Origin of the sequence: Streptomyces sp. AA4 (assembly GCF_000158875.1) — a bacterium.
GTDB lineage: Bacteria > Actinomycetota > Actinomycetes > Mycobacteriales > Pseudonocardiaceae > Amycolatopsis.
Genome location: NZ_GG657746.1, coordinates 355477 through 380096, shown reverse-complemented (window position 1 = coordinate 380096; position 24620 = coordinate 355477). Strand labels below are relative to the sequence as shown.

Below are 24620 nucleotides of genomic sequence, written 5' to 3'. Positions count from 1 at the left end.
TTTCGGGGAACTGCGGGTCAGCGGAGCGCGCCGCTGATCGGGACGATGGTTCCGTCGGGAATCCATTGCCCGGCGTAGTCGCGCGCGGCCTGCATGCCGGGCGCGTGCGGTTCGTTGGGGTACATCGGCATCGCGTTGACCTGGGCGGCCGCGAAGAGCTGCACCTCGCCGTTCACCGCTGTCCACTGTGGACCGAGCCAGGTCCGGAAACCGCCCAGCGACGGGCTTTCGCCGCCGAAGCTGTTGCCGACCGCCACCGCGTAGCTGACCGCGAGCTGGTCGCGCGGGTCGAAGCGCAGCGGCATGGCGGCGCTGGCCACGGTGTTCACGATGGGTCCGTTGAGCAGCCACGGCGCGAGGTACAGGCCGAACTGGTGGGTCGGTTTGAGCCGTTGCGATTCGGCGGCGCGGCTCATCGCGAGGTACCCGTCGCTCCAGCCGGAGACGACGACCAGCGCGGTGTCCGCCGCCGCGTCCGGGCGCACCGGCAGGCCGACGCGGCCGGCGGTTTCGCGCACGAGCTGCGCGGCCTGCCCGCCCCGCGGGGACCGGTCCTCGACCAAGGTGATCGCCGACGGCTTCCGCGAGGCGAGGAATTCGACCAGCTTCACCAGCGAACCGCGGTCCTCGGGCGACAAGGCGTCCGCCGGGCAACTGGTGAGCACGTCGCGTTTCCCCGCCACCAGACCGCCGAGCGCGGCTTCCGCGCATTCCGGCGCGTCGGCGTCGGACCCCGCTGGACCTGCCTCGGTACCCGCGTCGACGTCGACTGTGGTGGTCGCGTCGCCCTTGTGCACGACGAGAGTGCTGCGTCCGGGCGGAAGGTCGACCTCGACCCAGCTGCCTTCCGCACCGGCGCGTGCCGACGCGGTGGTCACGATCCCGCCCTCGACGCCGGCGGACAGGTCCGTGCCCGCGCTCGACGGGAAGTGCACGAGGTTGCGTCCGGGCCGCTGCGGGCTGACCAGCACCGGCACGGTCGCGCCGCCGACGGTCGCGTCCGCCAGCAGCGGCACGCCGGGCACAGGCAGCGGTGCGGGCTGCGGCACGGCGGCCAGCGCACTCCACGCGACGAAGCCGAGTGCGACGCCCGCGACGCCGTATCGGTAGCCGCGGATGGAAGCGTTGCGGGACAACAAGATTGCCGACACCACGGTGACCGCCGCGGGCAGCAGCACCACCACGATCAGCGAGATGCCGAAGAGCGTTTCGTACAGCCGTCGGTCGAAGGCGACTCCAGAGACGCCGAGTTGTACAACGCCCGCGAGAGTCAACAGTCCGGCGAGGCTGACCGACAGCGGACCGACGCGCAACGGCGTCGAGCGCCACTCCTCCACCGGCACCCATGCCGACAGCAGTGTCACGCCGAACCACAATGCGGCCGCGGCGACGTACACGGTGTCGATGGCGAAGGAGATACCCGTGCCATCGACAGAGGTCTCGAGCACCACGAGCACGACGAGAGCAAGCGAAGCCCAACGGCCTGCCGAGGGCCACCGCAGCAGCACCGGAACCGCCAGCGCGAGCACGATGTGCACGATCAGCGCGACGAGGTTGACGTCGACCGTGGCCGCCGAAACCGCGGCCAGCACCGCAGAGCCGACGCCCAGCGCGCCGGTGGTGATCCACAGCTTGCGCGGCAGCGGGCCGACGAGCGGACGCAGAATCCCGGTGCCGGCGAGGAATGCCGTCGCCAGCAGCAGTATCAGCCGCAGCACCAGCGCGGCACTGTCCACACCGGACGATCCGGTGGCGACCGGAGTGACGTGGTGATCCATGGAGACCTTCCGGGGAGAAGATCCCGGTGCGCGGACGGGGCGCCCGCGCACCGGGGAGGAGTTACTTCACGTTCTGGTCGGCGACCACGAACAGCTCGGAGTGCGGCTTGGCGTTGCCGAAGTCCCCGTGCGGCCACGACTTCCGGTTGAAGTTGATGCCCACCTGGCCGGTGAACTCGTCGCGGAAGTTCTGATCGACCGCGAGCTTCCCGTCGGGCGACAGGTTCAGCAGGTTGACCTTGTGGTCACCGTCCAAACCGGACCGGGCGACGAAGTAGTTCGACACCGCGATGTGCTGCGGCTGCGTGGTTTCGTGGTAGAAACCGTCCGGGCCGAGCGCGAAGTTGTCGTACGCGCCCCAGTGCGGGCCCGCCCCGGGCACACCCGGGTTGATCGGCGCGGAGCCGACGACGGTCGGCAGGTCTCCCCCGCCGCCCTGCTGCGCCTTCTCCTTGGTGTCGACGCGGCCCTTGATGTCCTCGACCTTGTCGCCCGCCGCGACCAGCTTCTGGATGTCGAGCACGTACACGCCGCCGGTGGTGCCGGGGTCGTCCGGGCCGAGCGCGCCCTTCTGCCTGCCCTGCACCGCGTGGTACAGGAACCGGTCGTCCGGGCTGGTCTGCAGCCAGCCGCCGTTGGAGCTGGCTCCGTTGGAGTCGTTCTGCGAGTAGATCGGCTTGCCCGCGGCGCCGTCGTCGAACACCTCGATCCAGTGCGGATCCTTCGCCGTGATGTCCGGCGTGTAGAAGATCGCGCCGCCCTGCATCGTCTCGGCGAACGCGCCCTTGTGGCCGGGCAGGTTCGTCACCGTGGTCTCCATGACCGCGCGGCTTTCCGAATGCAGCGGGTCCGCCGGGTTCGCCCGCGGCCCGTCCTGCAGGTAGGACACCGCCTTCAGCTTCGGGTGGTTGCGGTCGGAGATGTCCCAGGTGCGGATCGTCGGACGCCGCAGATACGGCGACGGCTGCTTCACCGGGTCGAGAATGATGTTGCGCGGTTCGGCGTAGTCACTGGTGACGAGAGTGTTGAGGTCCTCGCGCGCCTGGACGCCGTGCGGGTTCGCGCAGGACGGTTTGCCCAGCTGCGGCAGGTTGTCGCACAGCTTCGCGTTGTCGCCCTGCGGGGTCGCCGCCGGATTCTGCGACAGCACCTGCGCGTTCTGGTCGAAGTGCACGACCTCGCCCGGGCTGCCCGCGAAACCGTTGCCGATCTGCGTAGAGCCGTCCTGGTACGCGTACGGACCGGGCACGACCGGACCGCCCATGTACGTGCCGTACGCGGTGCCGTCCTTCAGCACCCAGTACGCGTCGGGCACAGAGCCGCCGAGCGTCTGCGTCGGCAGGCTGATGCCCTTCAGTTTCAACTGCGGCAACGCACTGACGTCGAACGCGTACGTCGCCGCGGCGAACAACGCACCGGCGTAAATCGTGTCGCCCTTGTGCCACACGTATTGCATGTGGTGCGGCTCGTTTTCGACGAGCGGCCCGACCGTCGCGGTGTTCACCACCTTGCCGTACGTCGGCGAGCCCTGCGTCGCGTCGATCACCGCGAGGAAATCGGGACCGGGCAAGGCATTCTTGATTTTGCCGAGCCCGCCGCCGAGCGAACCCGGCAGGTTTTTGACGTCCTTCACCGCGGTGTCGGCGATGTTCTCGTCGCCCGCCCAGACCAGCAGCCACTTCTTCGGCGTGCCGTCCGCGGAACGCGCCTGCGCGGCGAGGTCCTTGCTCACCAGGTGGTTCTGCACCCAGTACTGCTTGCCGTCGGACGCGGTCTTGGCGTCGGTGACCACCTGGACGTCGGCGTAAGCGCTGGTGCTGGACCCGGTGTAGGTCACCGCACCGATCGCGAGCGCGACCGCACCGGCGACGGTCAGCGCTTTCCGCCATCGGGGCGGGGCGCCCGAGGAGGAGCTGAATCGCATTGTGTCTCCCTGTTTGTGTTTCCGTGAAGCGCCCGCGAAGGCACTTCTTTCCCCGTTCCGAGGGCAGCACGGAACCCACCCCGAACAGAGAAAGCGTTCATCCCCTCGGATCAGCGAAACCCGTTGCGGGGCAAGAGAAATCAACCAGCCGGAGACGGCCGGGAGAAAGGTCAGGAATCCCTACACAGCGCACTGGCCTGCTGGCGCAGATCCACGTGCAGACGCCACACCAGGGCAACCGGAAAGGACATGCGCGAAATACTCTGGCGAACCGCACGCACTGTCAATGCGGTGATCAATCATGGGAACGTCGACCGAAGGGGTGAATATCCCACGAACTGGGCCGAGTTGCCTGCCCACCGACCCCGCGCGCGACCCGAGCGGCGGCGCTGACCTGCGATGCTCCGTTCGGCCCACCGTATGTTCGGCATTTCGGCCGCCGGAGAGGGGCCGTTCGCCCGTTATGTTCGTTACCTTTTCGTGATCGAATCCCGGGAACTTTCGCACTTACGCTCCGCTGAACCACCCAGGCCGGATTCCGCGACCCTCCGGCGCGAACGCGACAGAAGCGGCATAATCCGCACAGCACGCCAGGGAGCAGGGGAAGGGGTGAGCGTCAGTGTCGGCGGAGATGGAACGGCTCGTCGCGGAGTTCGACAAGTTCCAGACGAAGCTCAAGCAGGCCGAAGCGCAGTTCGCGAAGGTCGGCGACATGCAGGAGGAGCTGAACGCGCTCGAGGCCGAAGTGATGTCGGCGGACCGGTCGGTCACCGTCGTCGCGGGCCCGAGCGGGTCGATCAAAGATCTCCGGCTCACCGCGGACGCGCTCCGGCAGCAGCCGGACCAGCTGGCGTCCGCCATCCTGACGACCCTGCACCAGGCCGTCGCCGAATCCGCGCGCAAGCAGGCGGGCATCGTCGACGAGCACGTGGGAACGGCCTTCGGCCTGAATGTGTCCGAACAAGTCCTGGAAGCTCAGGCAGCCGGTTTGGGAACCACCGTCGAAGAACTGGAGTCCAACCTGCCGGAGGAGCAGCCGCGGCAGGCAGCGCCGGCCGCGGACGACGAGGATTTCGCGAACAACGGTCTTCTCCGTGACGACCGCCGGACGCCTCAGGCGCCTCCGCCTGCGCCGCCCTCGGCTTCGGCGGGCGACCAGTTCCTCAAGAACCTGTTCAGCGACGAGGAGGACCACCGATGAGCCCGACGAACGGCGGTCACCAGGTCGACACCGCGGCGATCACCAAGTACGCCACCGGCCTCGATCACTACACGGGAGAAGCGGCCAAGTTCGGCGACCTCGTAAACCAGGCCGACGTCACCGACCGGTCCTGGGGGTTGATCGGGCTGGCGGTCAAGCAGACCTATACGAGCAAGCTCGACGAGCTCAGACAGCTGCTGGAGCTGATGAAGACCGGGGTCGGCGCGTTCCAGGGCAAGCTCAATCAGGCCGCGAGCATCTACGACGGCCATGAAAAGGACGCCGTGCTGACCTTCGGCAAGTTCAAGGCCGACATCGACGGACCGCTCTGAGCAAGGGGGAAGCATGGGGCAGGACAGCGTCGCCGACGGCGTCAAGAACAACCTCAAAGGCTACGACGACAGCTTCTTGAAGAATGTCGGCGACACCGCCAAGAAGGCGCCGGTCGTCGGCAAGGGCGTCGAAACCATCGAGAACGCCTACAGGAAGTTCGGCTCCGCGAAGGACGTCGGCGACGTCGCCGCGGCGAGCGGGCAATTGTTGCAGGACGGCGCGGGCTTCGTGGCAGGCGCGACCTTGGACATGGCCAGCTTCGCGCTCGACCCGGTCGGCTGGCTGGTCAGCAACGGCCTCAACATGCTCCTCGAGCTGGTTCAGCCTCTCCAGGACGCGCTGCACATGGTGACCGGGGACGGCCCCGTGCTCAAGACGGCCTCCGGCAACTTCGTCACGATCGGCAAGGGCTTCGTCACCCTGGCCGAGGAGTTCGTCCAGGTCGGGGACGAAGCGCTCAAGGATTGGCAAGGCGAGGGAGGCGGGGCGGCCAAGAAGGCGCTGGCCGAGTTCGCACAGGGCATCGAGGGCATCGGCTCCGCCGCCGGCGCGGTCGCCGACACGCTGCAGATGTGGTCGATGGTCATGACCGTCATCGAAGAGGTCGTCAAGGCCATCATTTCGGAGCTGGTCAGCTGGCTCATCTACATCTGGCTGCCGGCACTGGCCGCTTCGATCGTGAGCTTCGGCTCGTCGGTCGCGGGGGCGATGGCGGCATCGGTCGCGAAGGCGGCGAGTGCACTCGGCAAGATCACCAAGCATCTCGGCAAGCTCGGCAAGCTGCTCGACAAGTTCATGGGCTTCCTGATGAAGTGGAGCGACGACCTGGTCAAGCAGGGTTCGAAGCTCACCAAGGCGGGCAAGGTCGGCATGACCCCCGGCGAGGAGAAGGCGATCACCGGCGCACTGGCCAAAGGCCTGAACGCACAGGGCGCCGCGTACGGGCAGGCGGCGAAGGACGTGTTCACGAGCGTGCCGCGCAAGTTCTTCGACGAAACCGTCAAAGAGACGACCGGGATCACCCCTGGCGACCTGTCGAAGGGCTCGGCGTACACCGGCAAGGCCGCTTACAAGGGAACGAACAAGACGATCGACTATCTCAAGCGAGAGCATCCCGGCAACGGCCAGAGCGCCGAAGAAACCCGCGAAGATCTCGACATGGGCCAGTAAGCGGATGACAGATCTGCTCGGCCCCTGGTTCATCGTCGGCGGTTACGCGCTCTCCTTCGGCCTGCTGTGGCTCGCGAACTGGCTCGAGGCGCGCCGTGCGGCCAGGGCCGCGATCTGTTACGCGCTCTCCGGGATCGCGTTTTCGCTGACGAGCCTCTACTGGCTGTCGGCAGGCACGGCCAGTTCGGTCCCGCTGTTCGGATGGATCGCCTTCCCGCTCGTCGTCACCGCGTTGCTCTCGTGGCGGGGCTGGCATCAACGAAACTGGATCAACCGTCTCGATTCAGCAGGCGAACCGACCTTTGGCTTCCTGCCGCACCACGGCCGCGCGGTGGCGCTTGCCCATCCCGATCCCTGGCCTCGGCGAACCACTGTCGAGTTCGCGCACCAAGGCCACCGGCTGCTCGGCATGGAGTACTCGACCCCATCGCCGTTCCGGAACGAGACCTTCGAACAACTCGGAAAGGTGTCCGAAGAGCTCGATTCGATCAACGCGGTCGTCGCACTGCGCGTTCCGGAGGTGCCCGCCCTCACGATCTCGCCGAACACGCGGGCGTTCGAGCCGGACTTCTTCACCCCGCTGGAGGATGCCCGGATCGTCCGCAACCAGTTCGGCTGGCTACGGCCGGATACGACGCTGCACAGTTTCGAGGTCGACCCCGAGTTCGACCGCCGGTTCTCCGTCTCTACGTCGGACCCGGAGTTCGCCGCGGCGGTGCTCACCGGCGAATGCCGCGAAATGATCATGCACGACCTGTGGTTCCGCGTCCATCAAGTGGCGTTCTGCGGAAACGCTTTGTGGACCACGGACGCCGGCGGCCTCACCGAGGACCGGATGTTCGGCAACTCCCGTCGCCTCGCGATGCTGGCGGCCACCGTTCCGGCACCGGTGTGGGAAGTATGGGGCGGGGACCGGGATTTCCCCGACGTCGCCACCCGGTCCGATACGAGTTACGACGCCTGGTTCGGCAAGCGCGGCGGCTTCGTCCGCACGCCGGTGAACCGCCGCCGCGAGGCCGCCGACCGGCAGCCGGTGACGTCGATTTCGCTGACCATGCGGTCGTTGCTCGCGCTCGGCCTGCTGGCCATCGGGATCGGTCCCGCGGTCAACGCATCGGCAGCGATGACCGGGCTGGCTCCGCACGTCCAGCTCACGGTCGCCACGATGAGCGAGGGCGGCACCCAGCATTGCTTCAGCGCCGCCGGCGACTACCGCTGTGTCACCGACCAGCCCAGTGTGCGAGGGACGGTCAGCCAGGACGGCACCACTCGTCAGATCACCATCGGATGGGTCGGTGATCTGCCCAGGAAGGGCGACACCGTCGAGGTCTCGCTGGGACCGTTGTGGGGAGACATCGCCTACCAGGCCGACGGTCCGTCGTCCGCCCCGACCGATTTGCTGATGGCCTTGGTCTGGCTTGTCCCTGGCCTGTACCTCGCAAAGCGCACATACCTGCCCCGCCCGCCCCGGCGGGTCCGCAAGATGCGCAAGACTCTCGCAACTGCGTAGCCCCAACGTGGAATGCCCCGCCGGGAGTCCCGGCGGGGTTTTCGTTCAGCTATGCGAGCTTCCGCGGAAGGACCTCAGAGCCGGTGCCCGCAATCCGCGCAGAACACCGCCCCCGCCGTGGACTCCTTGCCGCACTCTCCACAATGGACGGTCGGGGCCAGTGAACTCCCGCATCCGGTGCAGAACTTCCCGCCGTCCACCTTCAACCCGCAGTCCGGGCAGGTGAGCTTCGCGCGGGTGCCCAGGTCCAGCTCCTTGGTCCAGTTCTTCTCGCGCGCCTTGTCCCAGATCTGGTCCCGCTGCGCCGCCGCCTGTGCCCGGGAGATTTCCTCCGCCACGATGGGCGAACAGCGCAGGCACTGGCCGATTTCCTCGTTCCAGCACTGGTCCGCGCACATCCAGTCGCTGCAGCCGCGGCACTGCCGGAAGCGCGGGGTGATCTCCTCGACGGCCGCGGTCAGCGCGCGGTCTTTCGCCGCCGAGTTCGTCGCTCGGTCGTACTTCCACTGGTCGGCGGAGCTGCTCAGCTGCTGAAGCGTCCCGCCGAAGAAGGAGCCCACCGCGCGCAGCATGCTGCGTCCGGTCTCCATCGCGTCCCGCTGGAATGCCGAGCGGTACCCGTTTCCGCAGCGCTCGCAACGGAACTCGAACTGGTAGCCCTGGGCATTGGAGAGATCCGAGAAGTTGTCCGTGAACGGCACGACATCAGCCACGCGCGCGAAAGTACGCCAAGTCGACGACGGGGCACGACCGTACAAGTACCGACTCCAGACCCGCTACGCATCGTGAGCGGAGGCCGCGCGGCAGGGTTTTTTGCGGTTTTGCCTGTTTAGTCAGCTACCGTCCGTAAAATGCCGGATTGGCAGAGCAACCGAGCACAGGGGGAGACAGCATGTCCGACGAGTTCGACCGGCTGGTCGCGGAGTTCGACCGGTTCCAATCGAGGCTGCGGCGGGTGGACGACCAGTTCTCCGGCATCGCCCAGATGCAGGAGGAACTGAGTGCGCTCGAAGCGACCGCGATGTCGCCCGACCGGTCGGTCACGGTGGTCGCCGGTCCGGGCGGGTCGATCAAGAACATCCAGGTGACCGATGCCGCGCTGCGCCACGGCGGGACCGAGTTGTCCGGGATGTTGATGGCGACGCTGCAGCAGGCGGTCGCCGAGTCCGCGCGGCAGCAGGCCGTGCTGGTGGACCAGCACACGGGCAATTCGATGCGGCTCACCGAGCAGGTGCTGGAAACCCAGGCCGAGTTGCTGGGCACCGACGTCGAGGAATTGCGTGCCGCGATGGAGCGGGGCGCGCCCGCGCCGCAGCGGAGCGTCGAGGAAGACCAGCACGAGGACTACTCCGAGCGCGAACTGCTGGCCGACCCCGAGGAGCGGACCCCTCTCCCGCCACCGCCGTCCTCGGCCGGGTCCGCCGGGGACGACTTCCTGAAAAACCTGTTCGACGACGAGGACCCTCGCTGATGGCCGGCTACCAGGTGCAGACGGCGAAGCTCTACGACTACTCCCGCCAGCTGGCGGGCAACAAGACCGCGGTCGCCGGGGTCAAGGGCAAGGTGGCGCAGGCCGACGTCGGCGACGAGTCCTGGGGCATTGTCGGCATCCTCGTCAAGCACATGTACACGGACATGGTCAACGACCTGAAAGACCTGCTGACCGCGATGGAAACCGGCCTGCAGTCCGCGTCCGACAAGATCAACCGCGCCGGCCAGTTCTACGACCAGACCGAAGAGGATCACTGCCGCAGCTGGAAAGACGTCATGGGCCAGCTCGACAACCTCGGCAGCGGACGGAAGTAGGGGGCGGGATGTCCGATCCATTGGGCAAGATCGAGATCAAGCCGGAGGACGGCACCGGCAAGAAGATCGTCAACGCGCTGCCGGTGGTGGGCGGCGCGGTGAAGATCTACGACGCGGGCACCAGCGACGCGATCAAGGCAGGCGACACCGCGACCGGGCTGAGCGGGGTGGTCTCCGAGACGACCAACTTCGTCCAGTCGTGCGCGGAGACCGCGATGAGCATCAGTTCCGACCCGATCGGCTGGCTGGTCGGCCAGGGACTGAACTTCCTGCTGGCCGTCTGCGACCCGCTCCAGGACGCGATCCACTTCGTCAGCGGCGACGGCCCGGCGCTGTCCAAAGCGGCCGAGAACTTCACGGCGATCGGGCGCGGGCTGGAGCAGTTCGCGCACCAGTTCAGCGAGCAGGCGAAAAGCTCGCTCTCGCAGTGGGAGGGCGGCGCGGCCGAAACCGCGGCGGAGAAGCTGGCCAAGTTCTCGACCGGGATCACCGGCACCGCCGACCAGGCCGGAGACATCGCGACGATGCTGCAGGTCTGCAGCATGGCGATGACCGTCATCGAGGACTTCATCAAGGCGTTGCTGACCGAGCTGATCACCTGGCTGATCATGATCTGGATCCCGGCGTTGGCCGCCGCGGTCCCGTCGTTCGGAGCGTCCACCGCGGCGGCGGGCACGGCCACCGGGGTGCGCGCGGCGACTACCGCGGGCAAGGCGACGAAGCAGGTCAGCAAGCTGCAGAAGCTGCTGGACCTGATCAAGGACCTGATCGCGCGGTTCCAGACGTTCTTCAAGGCGGCCAAGGACGAGGTGGCCAAGATGGCCGTGGAGGGCGGCAAGACCACCGCGAAGCGGGCCAAGGCCGGTTTCGGGAAAACCGTCGGCGGGAAGCTGTTGGACGAGGCACGGTCGCAGATCGGGCTCCGAAGCCACGACAAGAACGATCCCGACCTGCCGGTCAAGCCAGGAAAACCGTTGGGACATCTGGAGAACGCGCGCAAGGCCGTCGAGTACGCGGCGACCGGGGACGGAACTTCGGAAGACGAGACCAAAAAAGATCTGGAGTTCTGAGCCGTGGATCTCGCCCTCGCAGAGCACGACGCTTGGTACTGGCTCAGGCCGATCCTCGGACTCCTGGTCATGGTCGTGCTCCCGAGTTATCTCGGCTTCCGCTGGCATCTGAAGAAGAAACGGGCGAAGCGAGCCCGGCAGGCCGCATTGCACGCGGTGCCCGAGGAACTGGGCGGATCCATGGTCGCCGATCTGAAATACGGGCGGCCTCGGTCCGCGCAACGCCGGAAACCTCTTGGCGAGATGTACCGGCCGAAGACCATCTCGGAGGGCATGACCTTCCCCAGCAGTCCTCCGACCGTCGAGTTCGCGGCTGACCTGCCGTGGCGGGACCGGCAGTTCCGGGTCAGCGAGTACTGGTGCACGCTCCGGGTCGGGGCCAACAGCACCAGAAGGATCTACGAGTACACCATCGAAACCAAGGTCGGGCCGACGCCGAGCATGAAGATCGCCAAGGCGTATCCGACCGAACCGGTGCGGATGTTCGGGCGGACCATGGTTTATCTCAACTACCAGCAAAGGCTGTTCGAGGCGGAGGCGCGAAGTTCTCCCTCAGTAGCCCGCTGGGAGCAATTTCCGTTGGCCGAGAACGAGTTCACCGGATACACCAGCGATCAGGAGTTCTCGGCCCGGGTCGCCAGCCCGGACACCGTGGACTGGCTGCGCGGCAACCACGAGTTGCTTCCGGACCTCATCGGCGTCGAGCGCGGGTGGTGCTACGCGGTGTACCGGGACGAGATCGACCCGGCGACCCTGGTCGCCAGAATCGACCTGGTCGCCGGCTTCCTCGACCGGATCGACGTGCCCGCCGCGGTCTGAGCACGCAGAAGAAAAGCCCCCGGTCACGAGGACCGGGGGCTTTTCGTTCAGCTGTGCGAGGTTCAGCGGAAGTCGCGACCGAAGTCGTAGTCGTCCAGCGGAACCGCGGCGCCGGTGCCCGAACCGAACACGTCCGGGGTGTAGTAACCGTCGTCGTAGGACGGGATCGCGTACGCCGCGACCCGCGCCTCCTCGGTCGGCTGCACCTGGATGTTCCGGTACTTGTTGATGCCCGTACCGGCCGGGATGAGCTTACCGATGATGACGTTCTCCTTGAGGCCCACGAGCTTGTCCGAACGGCCGTTGATCGCCGCGTCGGTCAGGACTCGCGTGGTCTCCTGGAACGAGGCCGCCGACAGCCACGAGTCCGTGGTCAGCGACGCCTTCGTGATGCCCATCAGCACCGGACGGCCCGAAGCCGGCTCGCCGCCCTCGGCGACCGCGGCCCGGTTCGTCGCCTCGAACTTCGTCCGCTCGGGCAGCTCGCCCGGCAGGAAGTCCGTGGCCCCGGAGTCGATGATCGTCACGCGGCGCAGCATCTGCCGCACGATGACCTCGATGTGCTTGTCGTGGATCGACACACCCTGCGCCCGGTACACCTTCTGGACCTCGTCCGTGAGGTGCATCTGCGCTTCGCGCGGGCCCATGACGCGCAGGACCTCGTGCGGGTCCGGCGTGCCCTCGAGCAGCTGCTGACCGACGTTGACGTGGTCGCCGTCGCCCAGCGGGCCGTTCGGGGTGTTCGCGAGCCGCTGCCGCTTGGACAGCTTGTCGAAGACGATCTCCTCCGACCCGTCGTCCGGGATCAGGGTGATCTTCCAGAACCGCTCGCTCTCCTCGATCCGCACGCGGCCGTCGACGTCCGCGATCGGAGCCTTGCCCTTCGGCACGCGAGCCTCGAAAAGCTCGGTGACCCGGGGCAGACCGGTCGTGATGTCGTCACCGGCGACACCACCCTGGTGGAAGGTACGCATCGTCAGCTGCGTGCCCGGCTCACCGATCGACTGGGCGGCGACGATGCCGACCGCCTCGCCGACGTCGACGAGCTGGCCCGTCGCCATCGAACGGCCGTAGCAGGTCGCGCACACGCCGACCGCCGACTCGCAGGTCAGCACCGAACGGACCTTGACCTTCGAGATGCCGCTGGAGAGCAGCTTCTCGATGGCCGGGTCGCCGATGTCGTCGCCCGCGTTCAGCACGACGTTGCCCTTGGCGTCCACCGCGTCCGTCGCGAGGTTCCGCGCGTACACGGAGGTCTCGACGTGCTGGTCGCGCACGATCTTGCCGTCGCCGAGGTCCTCGCCGATCGGCATCATGATGCCGCGCGTGGTGCCGCAGTCGACCTCGCGGACGATGACGTCCTGCGAAACGTCCACCAGACGACGGGTCAGGTAACCCGAGTCCGCGGTACGGAGCGCCGTGTCCGCCAGACCCTTCCGGGCGCCGTGCGTCGCGATGAAGTACTCCGCCACCGACAGGCCTTCACGGAAGTTCGCCTTGATCGGACGCGGGATGTACTCGCCCTTCGGGTTCGACACCAGACCACGCATACCGGCCAGCGAACGGACCTGCGTCATGTTTCCGGCGGCGCCCGACTTCACGATCATGGCGATCGGGTTGTCGTCCGGCAGCGCCGTCTCCATGATCTTGTGGACCTCTTCGGTCGCCTGCGTCCACACCTTGACGAGCTCGTTGTTGCGCTCGGCGTGGGACAGCTGACCGCGCTGGTACCGCTTCTCGACCTGGTCGGCCTTGCCCTCGTACTCGTCGAGAATGGCCTTCTTGCCGACCGGGGTCAGCACGTCCGAGATCGCGACCGTGACGCCCGAGCGGGTCGCCCAGTAGAAACCGGCGTCCTTGAGCTTGTCCAGCGTCTGCGCGACCTGCGTCATCGAGTACCGCTCGGCGAGGTCGTTCACGATGGCCGCCTGCCGCTTCTTCGGCATCGGCTCGTTGATGAACGGGTAGTCCGCCGGCAGCAGGTCGTTGAACAGGACGCGGCCCAGGGTCGTCTCGGCCAGCCACGGCTTGCCCGGCTCCCAGCCCTTCTCCGCGAGCGCCGCCTCGTCGGCCTTCGCCGGCTGCCGGTCGGTGACGCGGATCTTGACCGGGGCGTGCAGGCTCAGCGCCTTGCGGTCGAACGCCATGATCGCCTCGGCGGGCGACGAGTACGCGTTGCCCGCGCCCTCGGCGTTCTCGTTCAGCCGGGTCAGGTGGAACAGACCGGTGACCATGTCCAGCCGCGGCATGGCGAGCGGACGGCCCGACGCCGGCGACAGGATGTTGTTCGCCGACAGCATCAGGATCCGGGCCTCGGCCTGCGCCTCGGCCGACAGCGGCAGGTGCACCGCCATCTGGTCGCCGTCGAAGTCCGCGTTGAACGCTTCGCAGACCAGCGGGTGCAGCTGGATGGCCTTGCCCTCGACCAGCTGCGGTTCGAAGGCCTGGATGCCCAGCCGGTGCAGGGTCGGCGCGCGGTTCAGCATCACCGGGTGGCCGGTGATGACCTCTTCGAGCACGTCCCACACCTGCGGCCGCGACCGCTCCACCATCCGCTTGGCAGACTTGATGTTCTGCGCGTGGTTCAGGTCGACCAGCCGCTTCATGACGAACGGCTTGAACAGCTCGAGCGCCATGTCCTTCGGCAGACCGCACTGGTGCAGCTTCAGCTGCGGGCCGACGATGATGACCGAACGGCCCGAGTAGTCGACGCGCTTGCCCAGCAGGTTCTGGCGGAACCGGCCCTGCTTGCCCTTCAGCAGGTCGGACAGCGACTTCAGCGGCCGGTTGCCCGGGCCGGTGACCGGACGCCCGCGGCGGCCGTTGTCGAACAGCGCGTCGACGGCCTCCTGCAGCATCCGCTTCTCGTTGTTGACGATGATCTCGGGCGCGCCGAGGTCGATCAGCCGCTTGAGCCGGTTGTTCCGGTTGATCACGCGGCGGTACAGGTCGTTCAGGTCCGACGTGGCGAAGCGGCCGCCGTCGAGCTGCACCATCGGGCGCAGGTCCGGCGGGATGACCGGGACGGCGTCGAGCACCATGCCGCGCGGGTCGTTGCCGGTCGCCTGGAACGCGGCGACGACCTTGAGCCGCTTCAGCGCGCGGAGCTTCTTCTGCCCCTTGCCGTTGCGGATGGTGTCGCGCAGGCTGTCGGCCTCCGCGGCGACGTCGAACTCGGTCGCCAGCTTCTGGATCGCCTCCGCGCCCATGCCGCCGGTGAAGTACTCGCCGTACCGGTCGATCAGCTCGCGGTAGAGCAGCTCGTCGGCGATCAGCTGACGCGGCTCGAGCTTGGTGAAGGTGGTCCAGACCTCCTCGAGACGGTCCAGCTCGCGACCGGCACGGTCGCGGATCTGGCGCATCTCGCGCTCGCCGCCCTCCTTGACCTTGCGGCGGACGTCGGACTTCGCGCCCTCCGCCTCCAGCTCGGCCAGGTCGGCTTCCAGCTTCTGCGCGCGGGCCTCGATGTCGGCGTCGCGCTTCGTCTCGAGGTTCTTGCGCTCGACGCCGATCTCGTTTTCGAGCGTCGGCAGGTCGTTGTGGCGCAGCTCCGTGTTCACGCCGGTGATGACGTAAGCAGCGAAGTAGATGATCTTCTCGAGGTCCTTGGGCGCCAGGTCCAGCAGGTAGCCAAGGCGCGACGGAACGCCCTTGAAGTACCAGATGTGGGTGACCGGCGCGGCCAGCTCGATGTGGCCCATCCGCTCACGGCGCACCTTGGCGCGAGTGACCTCGACGCCGCAACGCTCGCAGATGATGCCCTTGAACCGGACGCGCTTGTACTTGCCGCAGTAGCACTCCCAGTCCCGGGTCGGACCGAAGATCTTCTCGCAGAAGAGCCCGTCCTTCTCCGGCTTGAGGGTCCGGTAGTTGATGGTCTCCGGCTTCTTGACCTCGCCGAAGGACCACTGACGGATGTCGTCGGCGGTGGCGAGGCCAATCCGGAGCTCATCGAAAAAGTTGACGTCCAGCACGTCTAGATCCCCTTGGGGTTGATTCGGCTAGAGGAGGGGTCGGCGGTGGAGCCGGGATCCGCGGGAGGCAGATCCCGGCTCGACACCGAATCAGTGCACGACGTCGTCCACCGAGGGCGACTCGTTGCGGGACAGGTTGATGCCGAGGTTCGCCGCGGCGCGCTCGAGGTCCTCGTCGTCGGAGTCGCGCATCTCGATCGCCGCGCCGTCGCTGGAGAGCACCTCGACGTTGAGGCACAGCGACTGGAGCTCCTTGAGGAGCACCTTGAACGACTCCGGGATGCCCGGCTCGGGGATGTTCTCCCCCTTCACGATCGCCTCGTACACCTTGACGCGGCCGACCACGTCGTCCGACTTGATCGTGAGCAGTTCCTGCAGCGTGTACGCCGCGCCGTAGGCCTGCATCGCCCAGCACTCCATCTCGCCGAAGCGCTGGCCGCCGAACTGCGCCTTGCCGCCCAGCGGCTGCTGGGTGATCATCGAGTACGGGCCGGTGGAACGGGCGTGGATCTTGTCGTCGACCAGGTGGTGCAGCTTCAGGATGTACATGTAGCCGACCGACACCGGGTACGGGTACGGCTCGCCGGAGCGGCCGTCGAACAGCGTGGCCTTGCCGTTCTCCTTGACCATGCGCTCGCCGTCGCGGTTCGGCTTGGTCGCCCCGAGGAGGCCAGTGAGCTCCTCTTCCTTCGCGCCGTCGAACACCGGGGTGGCGGTGTTCGTGCCGGGCGCGACGTCGTAGAGCTCCGGCGACAGGTTCTTCGCCCAGTCCGGGTTGCCCTCGATCGTCCAGCCCTGGGAGGCCAGCCAGCCGAGGTGCAGTTCGAGGATCTGGCCGATGTTCATCCGTCGCGGAACACCGTGGGTGTTCAGGATGATGTCGACCGGGGTGCCGTCCTCCATGAACGGCATGTCCTCGACCGGCAGGATCTTGCCGATGACACCCTTGTTGCCGTGCCGGCCGGCGAGCTTGTCGCCCGGCTGGATCTTGCGCTTCTGGGCCACGTAGACGCGGACCAGCTCGTTGACGCCCGGGGGCAGCTCGTCGTCGTCCTCGCGGGAGAACACCCGGATGCCGATGACCTTGCCGGTCTCGCCGTGCGGCACCTTCAGCGAGGTGTCGCGGACCTCGCGCGCCTTCTCGCCGAAGATCGCGCGGAGCAGGCGCTCCTCCGGGGTCAGCTCGGTCTCGCCCTTCGGCGTGACCTTGCCGACCAGGATGTCGCCGTCGCGGACCTCGGCGCCGATCCGGATGATGCCGCGCTCGTCGAGGTCGGCCAGGACCTCCTCGGAGACGTTCGGGATGTCCCGGGTGATCTCCTCGGCGCCCAGCTTGGTGTCGCGGGCGTCGATCTCGTGCTCCTCGATGTGGATCGACGTCAGCACGTCGTCCTGCACCAGGCGCTCGGAGAGGATGATCGCGTCCTCGTAGTTGTGGCCCTCCCACGGCATGACCGCGACGAGGAGGTTCTTGCCGAGCGCCATCTCACCGTTCTCGGTGGACGGGCCGTCGGCGATGACCTGGCCCTGCTCGACCCGGTCGCCCTCGTTGACGATCGGCCGGTGGTTGAAGCACGTGCCGTGGTTGGAGCGGCGGAACTTGTACAGTCCGTAGCTCTTCCGCGTGCCGTCGTCGTGCATGATCGTGATGATGTCCGCGGACAGCTCCTCGACCACGCCGGCCTGCTCGGCGACCAGGACGTCCCCGGCGTCGACCGCGGCGCGCAGCTCCACGCCGGTGCCCACGTACGGAGCCTGGTTGCGCAGCAGCGGAACCGCCTGGCGCTGCATGTTCGCGCCCATCAGCGCGCGGTTCGCGTCGTCGTGCTCCAGGAACGGGATCATCGCGGTGGCGACGGAGACCATCTGCCGCGGCGACACGTCCATGTAGTCGATCTCGAGCGGGTCGATCAGCTCGACCTCGCCGCCCTTGCGGCGGCCCAGGACCTTCTCCTCGACGAAGTGGCCGTCGTCGGTCAGCGGCGCGTTGGCCTGCGCCTTGACGTAACGGTCCTCCTCGTCCGCGGTCAGGTAGTCGACCTGGTCGGTGACCTGGCCCTCGACGACCTTGCGGTACGGCGTCTCGATGAAGCCGAACGGGTTGACCCGCGCGTAGGAGCACAGCGAGCCGATCAGGCCGATGTTCGGGCCTTCCGGCGTCTCGATCGGGCACATCCGGCCGTAGTGCGACGGGTGGACGTCGCGGACCTCCATGCCGGCGCGCTCACGGGACAGACCGCCCGGGCCGAGGGCCGAAAGACGACGCTTGTGCGTCAGGCCCGACAGCGGGTTGTTCTGGTCCATGAACTGCGACAGCTGCGAGGTGCCGAAGAACTCCTTGATCGCCGCGCCGATCGGGCGGATGTTGATCAGGGTCTGCGGCGTGATCGCCTCGACGTCCTGCGTGGTCATGCGCTCGCGCACGACGCGCTCGGTGCGGGAGAGGCCGACCCGGATCTGGTTCTGGATCAGCTCGCCGACGGTGCGCAGGCGGCGGTTGCCGAAGTGGTCGATGTCGTCGGTCTCGACCGGCACCTCGACGCCGGCGGAGCTGGTCATCTTGTCCTCGCCGGCGTGCAGCCGGACCAGGTACTCGATGGCCGAGACGATGTCCTCTTCGGTCAGCGTGCCGGTCTCGTACGGGGTGTCGAGGCCCAGCTTCTTGTTGACCTTGTAGCGGCCGACCTTGGCCAGGTCGTAGCGCTTCGGCTTGAAGAACAGGTTCTCCAGCAGCGTCTGCGCGCTCTCCTTCGTGGGCGGCTCGCCCGGGCGCAGCTTGCGGTAGATGTCGAGCAGCGCCTCGTCGGTGCCCGCGGTGTGGTCCTTCTCGAGGGTGGCCAGCAGCGTCTCGGAGAACGAGAAGCGCTCGCGGATCGCCTCGGTGGTCCAGCCCAGCGCCTTCAGCAGCACGGTGACCGGCTGGCGGCGCTTGCGGTCGATGCGGACGCCGACGGTGTCGCGCTTGTCCACGTCGAACTCGAGCCACGCGCCGCGGCTCGGGATCACGCGCACGCTGAAGACGTCCTTGTCGGTCGTCTTGTCGACACTGCTGTCGAAGTACACGCCCGGAGAACGCACCAGCTGGGACACGACGACCCGCTCGGTGCCGTTGATGATGAAGGTGCCCTTGTCGGTCATCACCGGGAAGTCGCCCAGGAAGACCGTCTGGCTCTTGATCTCGCCGGTGTTGTTGTTGACGAACTCGGCGGTGACGAACAGCGGGGCCGCGTACGTCATGTCCTTGTCCTTGCACTCCTCGATCGAGGCCTTGACCTCGTCGAAGCGCGGAGCGGAGAAGGACAGGGACATCGAGCCCGAGAAGTCCTCGATCGGCGAGATCTCGTTGAGGACCTCTTCCAGACCGCCGACCGGGTTCTCTTCGCCTTCGTTGACGCGGCGCTCGAACCACGCCTCGTTGCCGGTGAACCACTGGAACGACTGGATCTGGACGTCAAGCAGGTTCGGGGTGGAGAGTGGCTCGCGGATCTTCGCGAAGGAGACCCGCTTGGGCGCTCCGGGGATTCCCGTGGCCTGCGCGCGGGATTCAGCCGAGGTGGTCGCAGCAGTGGCCTGGTTCGCGGGAGAGACTGCCAAGATGCGTCCTTCCGGGGACAATGAGCGGTGAGCAGCCGCGATGGCAACAGCTGTCGCGGACTGTCAGGGGTGCCGTGTGCCCACTATCCTAACTACCGGCTCCGGGCAGCCTGAAAGAGGGCAGCGCAAAGAGGCAGTCTAGCCCGGATGGCGCGGTCTGTCCAGGGGGCACTCCAGACGGGGCCCAGCCTGCATCGCGTCACCTTCGGGCAGTGCGTCTCCCTGAGCCTCACTGCGTCCTTCGGCTCCCGGTTTCGCACCGGGTTTTCGCGCCCCTCCCGCAAGGTTCGCGTTCCCCGGCCGTGACCGTTGGCAGTAAGCGTGAACCCACGCGGCTTTGGAGTCAAGATGCCGCGCGGCTCTCCCGCCGGTTGGCGCAGCGTTGAACCCGGACAGCACAGGGTGACCGCCCGGGCGTGCCTCGCGGTTACCGCCGGGTACCCGGGGATCGCCGCGCAGGTCGGCCGGGCAGCGGTGCAGGTGGGAGGGTTGCGCGCGGGTGCGGCGGCGGTTTCCGCGTCGGCGCGGCGGGCGCGGGATGGATCACATTCCGCGAGCGGTCCGGTGCCTGATTCCGTAGCCGAACAGGGGAACTTCGGGCAGCTCGGCACCGGATTCCGGGTCCCCCGGACAGGGGTTGCGCGCGAGGGGACGAAGCGGTTGGCGGCGGACGCGTCCCGGTGATCAACTGGGCCTGCCCGAACTCCCGGAGGTGCGCCACGATGCCGGAACCCGACGCGTCGCTTCCCGAACTGGTCCTGCGCAGGCTGGCGATCAGCGAGCAGGTCGCCGCCGCGAAGTTCGGGGCCGGGCGGCCGGTCGACGATCCCGTCCGCGAGCAGCGGGAGCTGGTCCGCGTCCGGAGCCTTGCCCGCGAAACGGGCCTCGACCCGGACCTCGCCGCCGCCTTTCTCTCCGACCAGATCGCGGCCAGCAAGCAGGTCCAGCACCGGCTCTTCGCGCACTGGACCGCGCACCCCGGCGACCGGCCCGACGGCGGCCGCGACCTGTCCGTGCTCCGGGCCGAACTGGACGCGCTCACGGTCGCTCTGCTGGATCGGCTGGCCGCGGCCGGGCCCGAACCCCTCGAGCCGCCGGAAACGCCGGACAAGCTGAAGCAGGAGCCGCTTCGGACGGCCTTCCGGACGCTGTCGCGACAACGGCCCGCCCCCGGGGCTTCCGGGAACGGGCCGTGACGGCTGTCTAGGACGCTTACTTCGACGGCGGAGCCGAGGCGGGCGCCGACGGAGCGGGAGCGCCCGCGGCCGGCCCAGCGGCCTTGTAGGTGTCCATGTCGGTGATCTTCCAGGTGTTGCCCTGCAGCTGGGCGTCCACGTGCATCTGCGCCGTGCCGGCGGCGGTCTGCTTGGTGTCCGCGCGCGTCGACGTCTGGTCGATGAACAGCATCACCCGGGCCAGGTCGCCGTTCAGCCGGATCACCGCGCTGCGGGTGACCTTGCAGGTCACGACCACCTTCTGCTGCGGAGCCAGCTTCTTGACCTGGCCCATCAGCGCGTTGTAACTCGCCTTGACCTGGTCGGTCGCGAGCAGCTGGTTGGCCGCGTCCTCGGTCTTCTTGATGTTGTTGAAGTCGTAGGAGAACAGCGTCTCGATCGCCTTCGAGACCTGGTCTTTGACCTGCGCGGTCTTCGCCACGTCGAGCACCGCGCGGTTGCTCGTCGAATCGGCCGCGTCCGAGCCCTTGACCTGGAAGATGACCGCCGCGGCGACCAGCGCGAGCCCGACCACCAGCAGCAGCGCGACCCGGACGGTGTTGCGGCTGACCACCGACCGCTGCGCCGGGACCGCGGCGGCCCCGGCCTCGGCGTCCGTCGTCCGAGCCTTGGTTTCGGCTTCCTCGACGTCCGAGGGCTTCTCCGAACCGGTGTCCCGCTTCTTGCGCCGCGGGCTCGGCCGGGCCGGTTTCTCGTCCTCGACGGTCTCGCCGGTGAGCGCGTCGACCTCGTCGGCCGGGGCCTCCTCGGCGACCCCGGAAACTTCGGGTTCGGCCTCTTCCTCGACGGAGGTCTCCGCGACCTCGGTCTCGGGCTCGATCTGCTCCGGCTCCGCCGGACGCGCCAGTCCGCCGCGGGGAATCCGCAGCTCCTGGGTCACCTCGGCCGGATCCGCGTCGGGGAGCGGCCGCGGCCGGGGGCGCGGCTTGGGCGAGGCCGCCGGCGCCGCCGGGTCCGACGGCTTGCGCAGCCCGGCGACCTTCGGCCGGCGGGCCGGTGGCGTGCTGCTGCGCGGTGGCTGGCGACGGGAGGGGGGCACTGCGGAACTCCGATCTGCGGGTGAAGCTACTGGCCGGCGGCGACGAGCGGCACTTGGTCGATCCCGGACAGCTTCCAGTCGCTGCCGACCCGGGTCATCTGGACCTCGAGGCGCAGTGCCTTGGTGGCCTGCTTGCCGCCCGCCGAGGTGTCCGTGCTGATCGCGGCCAGGAAGCTGGCCTTGCCGTCGTGGTCGTTGAGCTCCTCGACCGCGATGTCCTGGATCGTGGTGGTGACCTTGACCTTCTGGTCGGTCAGCGCCTTCGAGTAGTTCGGCTGGGCCTGCGTGATCTGCTTGGCCATGTCGTCGCTGGAGACGTCCTTCTGCTTCTGGAAGTACGCGTCCAGGTTCTGGTAGTCGACCTGGGTGTAGGCCAGCACCGCGGCGGTGCCGTCCTTGAGGACGTCGTCGCGCGCCGCGGCGAGGTCCCGGTCGCCGTCCGTCTCCGCGACCAGCCACATGATCCCGAACACGATCGCCACCACCAGCGCGGCGAGCGCGAACGCCCCGGACCCGAACAGCCAGACGCGCGGCGATCCGGGAAGCGCCCACTTTTCCTTCGCCGCCCCCTCCGTTGCCGGTTCGGGCGTATCAGCGGTCGCCTCGTCCTCGGCGACCGCGTGTTCGGCACTCATAACACTCCAGGGTAGGTAACAGTCATCAAATCCCGGTCAGCCGAGTCCCAGCAGCGAGCCCATGCTGTTCAGGGACACCCCGGGGCTGCCGACGACGCCCGGCACCTGAGCGTCGCGCATCTCCTGCAGCTCCTGCGCGGGCCGGTTCTGGTTGGCCGCGATGTCCTGCTGCGACGGCTGCACCGGCACGCCGTTGTACGGCGCGTTCTGGGAACCCCGGACGTTGATCGGGCTGCCCTTCGGCTCGGCGCAGTAGACCTTGTCGTCCGCGGGCCGGACCGAGGTGTCCGAACCCGGCCGGTACTGGCTGTAGGGCAGGTAGCCCTTCGTGCACGACGGCGGGTTGAACAGGTTCAGCACCAGGCCGAGGTGCGCGGTCCCGTCGCCGGGGGCCACCGACGGCGCGGCGGCCGCCAGCGCCGGATAGGTCACCAGGCCCTGTTCGAGGCCGTCCAGCCGGGTCACGGTCAGGTTGGCCGTGGTCAGCAGGTTCGCGGTCAGCGCGCCGAGGCCGGGCCCGGTCTCCTTGAGCACCTGGCTGATCTGGGTCGCCACCTGCGGGGTGACGCCGATCAGCTTGCGCAGGTCGCCGTCGGAGTTCTTGAGCGTCCCGCTGAGCTGGTTGAGGCTCTTGGAGAAGGACGCGAAGTTCGACGCCTCGTCGTTCTGCGTGTCCAGCACCTTCCCGCCGGCCTGCAGCAGTTGCACGGTCTGCGGCAGGTACTGCTGGGCGGTGGTGGTGAAGCTGCGCGCGGTGTCCATCAGCTTCTGCAGGTCGCCGCCGGTGCCGCGGAACGCGTCGTAGGACTCGTCGACGACCTTCCGCAGCGCGTCGGTCGGCACCGAGGCCGACAGCGAATCGAGGTCGCCGAGCAGCCGGTCGGTGCTGACCGGGGTGGTCGTGCGCGCGGCCGGGATCACCGAACCGCTCGCCAGGTACGGGCCCTGGTCGTTCTTCGGCCGCAGGTCGACGTACTGCTCGCCGACCGCGGACCGGTTGGCGACGACCGCGTCGAGGTCCGCGGGCACGCGCGGGGCCGACGGGTCGATGTTCAGGTCGGCCTCGAGCCCGGTCTGGGTCAGCCGCAGCTGCCCGACGCGCCCGACGTTGAAGCCGCGGTAGGTGACCTCGGCGTTGGTGAAGATCCCGCCGGACTCGTTGAGCTGCAGCTTGACCGTGTACCCGCTGCTGCCGAACACCGTGCCGAGGCCGGCGAACCGGATCAGCGCGTACACGATGGCCACGACCGAGATGATCGCGAAGACCACCAGCTGGATTTTCGTCCTGCGCAGCAACATCAGCCAGCACCTCCGGAAAGCACCCCGAACAGGCCGGACAACCCGCCCTGCGACGGCTGCCCGCCGCCCTGGCCGCCGGTCGAGGTCGGGGCCTGCTGCTGTTGCGGCGCGGGCTGGCTGCCCGGGAACGACAGCGGCGGCGGCTGGTTCGCCGGCGTGCCCTCGACGCCGCCGGTCAGCCCCGGCACGGGGAGGAGCCCGTTGAGCCCGTTCTGCCTGCTGCGGCCGAGGTTGTCGATGACGTCCTTGAGGTTCAGGTCGACCTTGGCGAACAGGTTGAAGTAGTCGCCCTTGACGTCGTTGTAGGCCTGGTCGGTGAACGGGTAGGTCAGCAGGATCTCCAGCGCCTTCGGCAGGTCGCTGCCCGCCTCGCCGAGCTTCTGCAGCGTCGGCGTGAGCGCCTTGAGGTCGGCGACCAGGTCCGCCTTGCTCTTGTTCACCGTGTCGGTCGCGACGCCGGAGAGGTTGTTGAGCGCGTTCAGCATGGTCACCAGCTGGCCGCGCTGCTGCTCCAGCACGCCGAGCCCGGGCCCGAGGTTGTCGACCGCGCCGACCAGCTTGTCCTTCTGGTCCCGCAGCGTCATGGACAGCCGGTTGAGGCCGTCGAGCGCGCGGGTGATGTTGGCCGACTGGTTGTCGAGGTTCGTGACCAGCTCGTTCGCGTTCGCCAGCAGCGCCTTGAGGTCCGGCTCGCGGCCGGCCGTGGCGTTGTTGAGTTCCTTGGTGATCGTGTTGAGCTGCTCCACGCCGCCGCCGTTGAGCAGCAGGGACAGCGCGCCGAGCACCTCCTCGACCTGGACGTCGCGGCCGGTGCGCGCGAGCGGGATGGTCGCCCCGTTCGCCAGTTCCCCGGTCGCCTCGGTTCCGCCCGGCGAGGCCAGTTCCACGTACTTCTCGCCGAGCAGGCTCGACTGCTTCACGTTGGCCATCGCGTTGGCGGGCAGCTTGACGTCGCCGTTGACCTCGACGGTCACCTCGGCGTGCCAGCCGTCCGGCGTCAGCCCGATCGACTTGACCTGCCCGACCGGCACCTCGTTGACCTTCACCCCGGACTGCGGGACGAGGTCGAGGACGTCCTTGAACTGGATCTTCACCGTGTACGGATGGCTGCCGAGGTCGGCCCCGCCGGGAAGCGGGACGTCGTAGACGCCGTTGAACGCGCAGCCGCTCAGCACGAGCGCGGCCGTCGTGGCGAGCGCCCCGCCCGCGGCGAACTTCGTCAGTCGCTTCACG

General features: G+C 68.0%; 18 protein-coding genes. 9 read left to right on the top strand and 9 right to left on the bottom strand.

The features are described 5' to 3' along the window. Positions 1-17 precede the first annotated feature (17 nt). Entirely contained in the window at positions 18-1778 is a 1761-nt protein-coding gene (locus SSMG_RS01845) for a hypothetical protein (protein WP_037712264.1), read from the bottom strand. Positions 1779-1839: 61 nt separating this feature from the next. Further along, a complete protein-coding gene (locus tag SSMG_RS01840) occupies positions 1840-3702 on the bottom strand; it encodes a hypothetical protein (RefSeq protein ID WP_009072264.1) in 1863 nt (620 codons plus the stop codon). 619 nt (positions 3703-4321) lie between these two features. Between SSMG_RS01840 and SSMG_RS01835 the strand changes: the two genes are divergently transcribed. Genes SSMG_RS01835 through SSMG_RS01820 form a run of 4 tightly spaced genes read left to right on the top strand, consistent with a single transcriptional unit; the run spans position 4322 to position 7916 of the window. After that, entirely contained in the window at positions 4322-4903 is a 582-nt protein-coding gene (locus tag SSMG_RS01835) for a YbaB/EbfC family nucleoid-associated protein (RefSeq protein WP_009072262.1), read from the top strand. Beyond that, positions 4900-5235, top strand: coding sequence for a type VII secretion target (locus SSMG_RS01830; RefSeq protein WP_009072261.1), 336 nt, complete (start codon positions 4900-4902; stop codon positions 5233-5235). Before SSMG_RS01835 ends, SSMG_RS01830 begins: the two co-directional genes overlap by 4 nt. Positions 5236-5248: 13 nt before the next feature. After that, a complete protein-coding gene (locus SSMG_RS01825; protein ID WP_009072260.1) occupies positions 5249-6406 on the top strand; it encodes a hypothetical protein in 1158 nt (385 codons plus the stop codon). Positions 6407-6410: 4 nt separating this feature from the next. Next, positions 6411-7916, top strand: a complete 1506-nt coding sequence (locus SSMG_RS01820) for a hypothetical protein (protein ID WP_009072258.1) — start codon at positions 6411-6413, stop codon at positions 7914-7916. A gap of 74 nt (positions 7917-7990) precedes the next feature. On the opposite strand, the gene SSMG_RS01815 is transcribed toward SSMG_RS01820, so the two are convergent. After that, entirely contained in the window at positions 7991-8629 is a 639-nt protein-coding gene (locus SSMG_RS01815) for a zinc ribbon domain-containing protein (protein ID WP_199785752.1), read from the bottom strand. A gap of 179 nt (positions 8630-8808) precedes the next feature. Here SSMG_RS01815 and SSMG_RS01810 point away from each other — a divergent pair, with 179 nt between their 5' ends. The 4 genes from SSMG_RS01810 to SSMG_RS01795 are packed head-to-tail and all read left to right on the top strand — an operon-like array spanning position 8809 to position 11611. After that, complete coding sequence (locus tag SSMG_RS01810; RefSeq protein ID WP_009072254.1) at positions 8809-9387, top strand: YbaB/EbfC family nucleoid-associated protein; 579 nt, start codon at positions 8809-8811, stop codon at positions 9385-9387. Beyond that, positions 9387-9722 carry a hypothetical protein gene (locus SSMG_RS01805; RefSeq protein WP_009072252.1) on the top strand — a complete coding sequence of 112 codons (336 nt, stop codon included), beginning with the start codon at positions 9387-9389 and terminating at the stop codon, positions 9720-9722. The genes SSMG_RS01810 and SSMG_RS01805 overlap by 1 nt, the downstream gene beginning before the upstream one ends. A gap of 8 nt (positions 9723-9730) precedes the next feature. Further along, positions 9731-10792, top strand: coding sequence for a hypothetical protein (locus tag SSMG_RS01800; RefSeq protein ID WP_009072250.1), 1062 nt, complete (start codon positions 9731-9733; stop codon positions 10790-10792). Between the two features lie 3 nt (positions 10793-10795). Continuing rightward, on the top strand, positions 10796-11611 hold the full coding sequence (locus SSMG_RS01795) for a hypothetical protein (protein ID WP_009072247.1): 816 nt from the start codon (positions 10796-10798) through the stop codon (positions 11609-11611). 62 nt (positions 11612-11673) lie between these two features. On the opposite strand, the gene SSMG_RS01790 is transcribed toward SSMG_RS01795, so the two are convergent. Further along, a complete protein-coding gene (locus SSMG_RS01790; RefSeq protein WP_009072245.1) occupies positions 11674-15585 on the bottom strand; it encodes a DNA-directed RNA polymerase subunit beta' in 3912 nt (1303 codons plus the stop codon). 90 nt (positions 15586-15675) lie between these two features. Further along, positions 15676-19107 carry a DNA-directed RNA polymerase subunit beta gene (locus tag SSMG_RS01785; protein WP_199786132.1) on the bottom strand — a complete coding sequence of 1144 codons (3432 nt, stop codon included), beginning with the start codon at positions 19105-19107 and terminating at the stop codon, positions 15676-15678. Between the two features lie 794 nt (positions 19108-19901). Between SSMG_RS01785 and aroQ the strand changes: the two genes are divergently transcribed. Then, positions 19902-20375 (top strand): gamma subclass chorismate mutase AroQ, encoded by a 474-nt coding sequence (aroQ, locus tag SSMG_RS01780; RefSeq protein ID WP_100266683.1) that lies wholly within the window; start codon positions 19902-19904, stop codon positions 20373-20375. A gap of 16 nt (positions 20376-20391) precedes the next feature. Here aroQ and SSMG_RS01775 read toward each other — a convergent pair whose 3' ends face one another. Genes SSMG_RS01775 through SSMG_RS01760 form a run of 4 tightly spaced genes read right to left on the bottom strand, consistent with a single transcriptional unit; the run spans position 20392 to position 24619 of the window. After that, positions 20392-21453 (bottom strand): hypothetical protein, encoded by a 1062-nt coding sequence (locus SSMG_RS01775; protein WP_199785751.1) that lies wholly within the window; start codon positions 21451-21453, stop codon positions 20392-20394. A 26-nt stretch (positions 21454-21479) separates the two neighbouring features. Further along, positions 21480-22088, bottom strand: a complete 609-nt coding sequence (locus tag SSMG_RS01770) for a hypothetical protein (RefSeq protein ID WP_009072238.1) — start codon at positions 22086-22088, stop codon at positions 21480-21482. Positions 22089-22124: 36 nt separating this feature from the next. Next, a complete protein-coding gene (locus SSMG_RS01765) occupies positions 22125-23387 on the bottom strand; it encodes an MCE family protein (RefSeq protein WP_009072236.1) in 1263 nt (420 codons plus the stop codon). Beyond that, positions 23387-24619, bottom strand: coding sequence for an MCE family protein (locus tag SSMG_RS01760; protein WP_199841113.1), 1233 nt, complete (start codon positions 24617-24619; stop codon positions 23387-23389). The genes SSMG_RS01765 and SSMG_RS01760 overlap by 1 nt, the downstream gene beginning before the upstream one ends. Between the last annotated feature and the right edge of the window lies 1 nt (position 24620).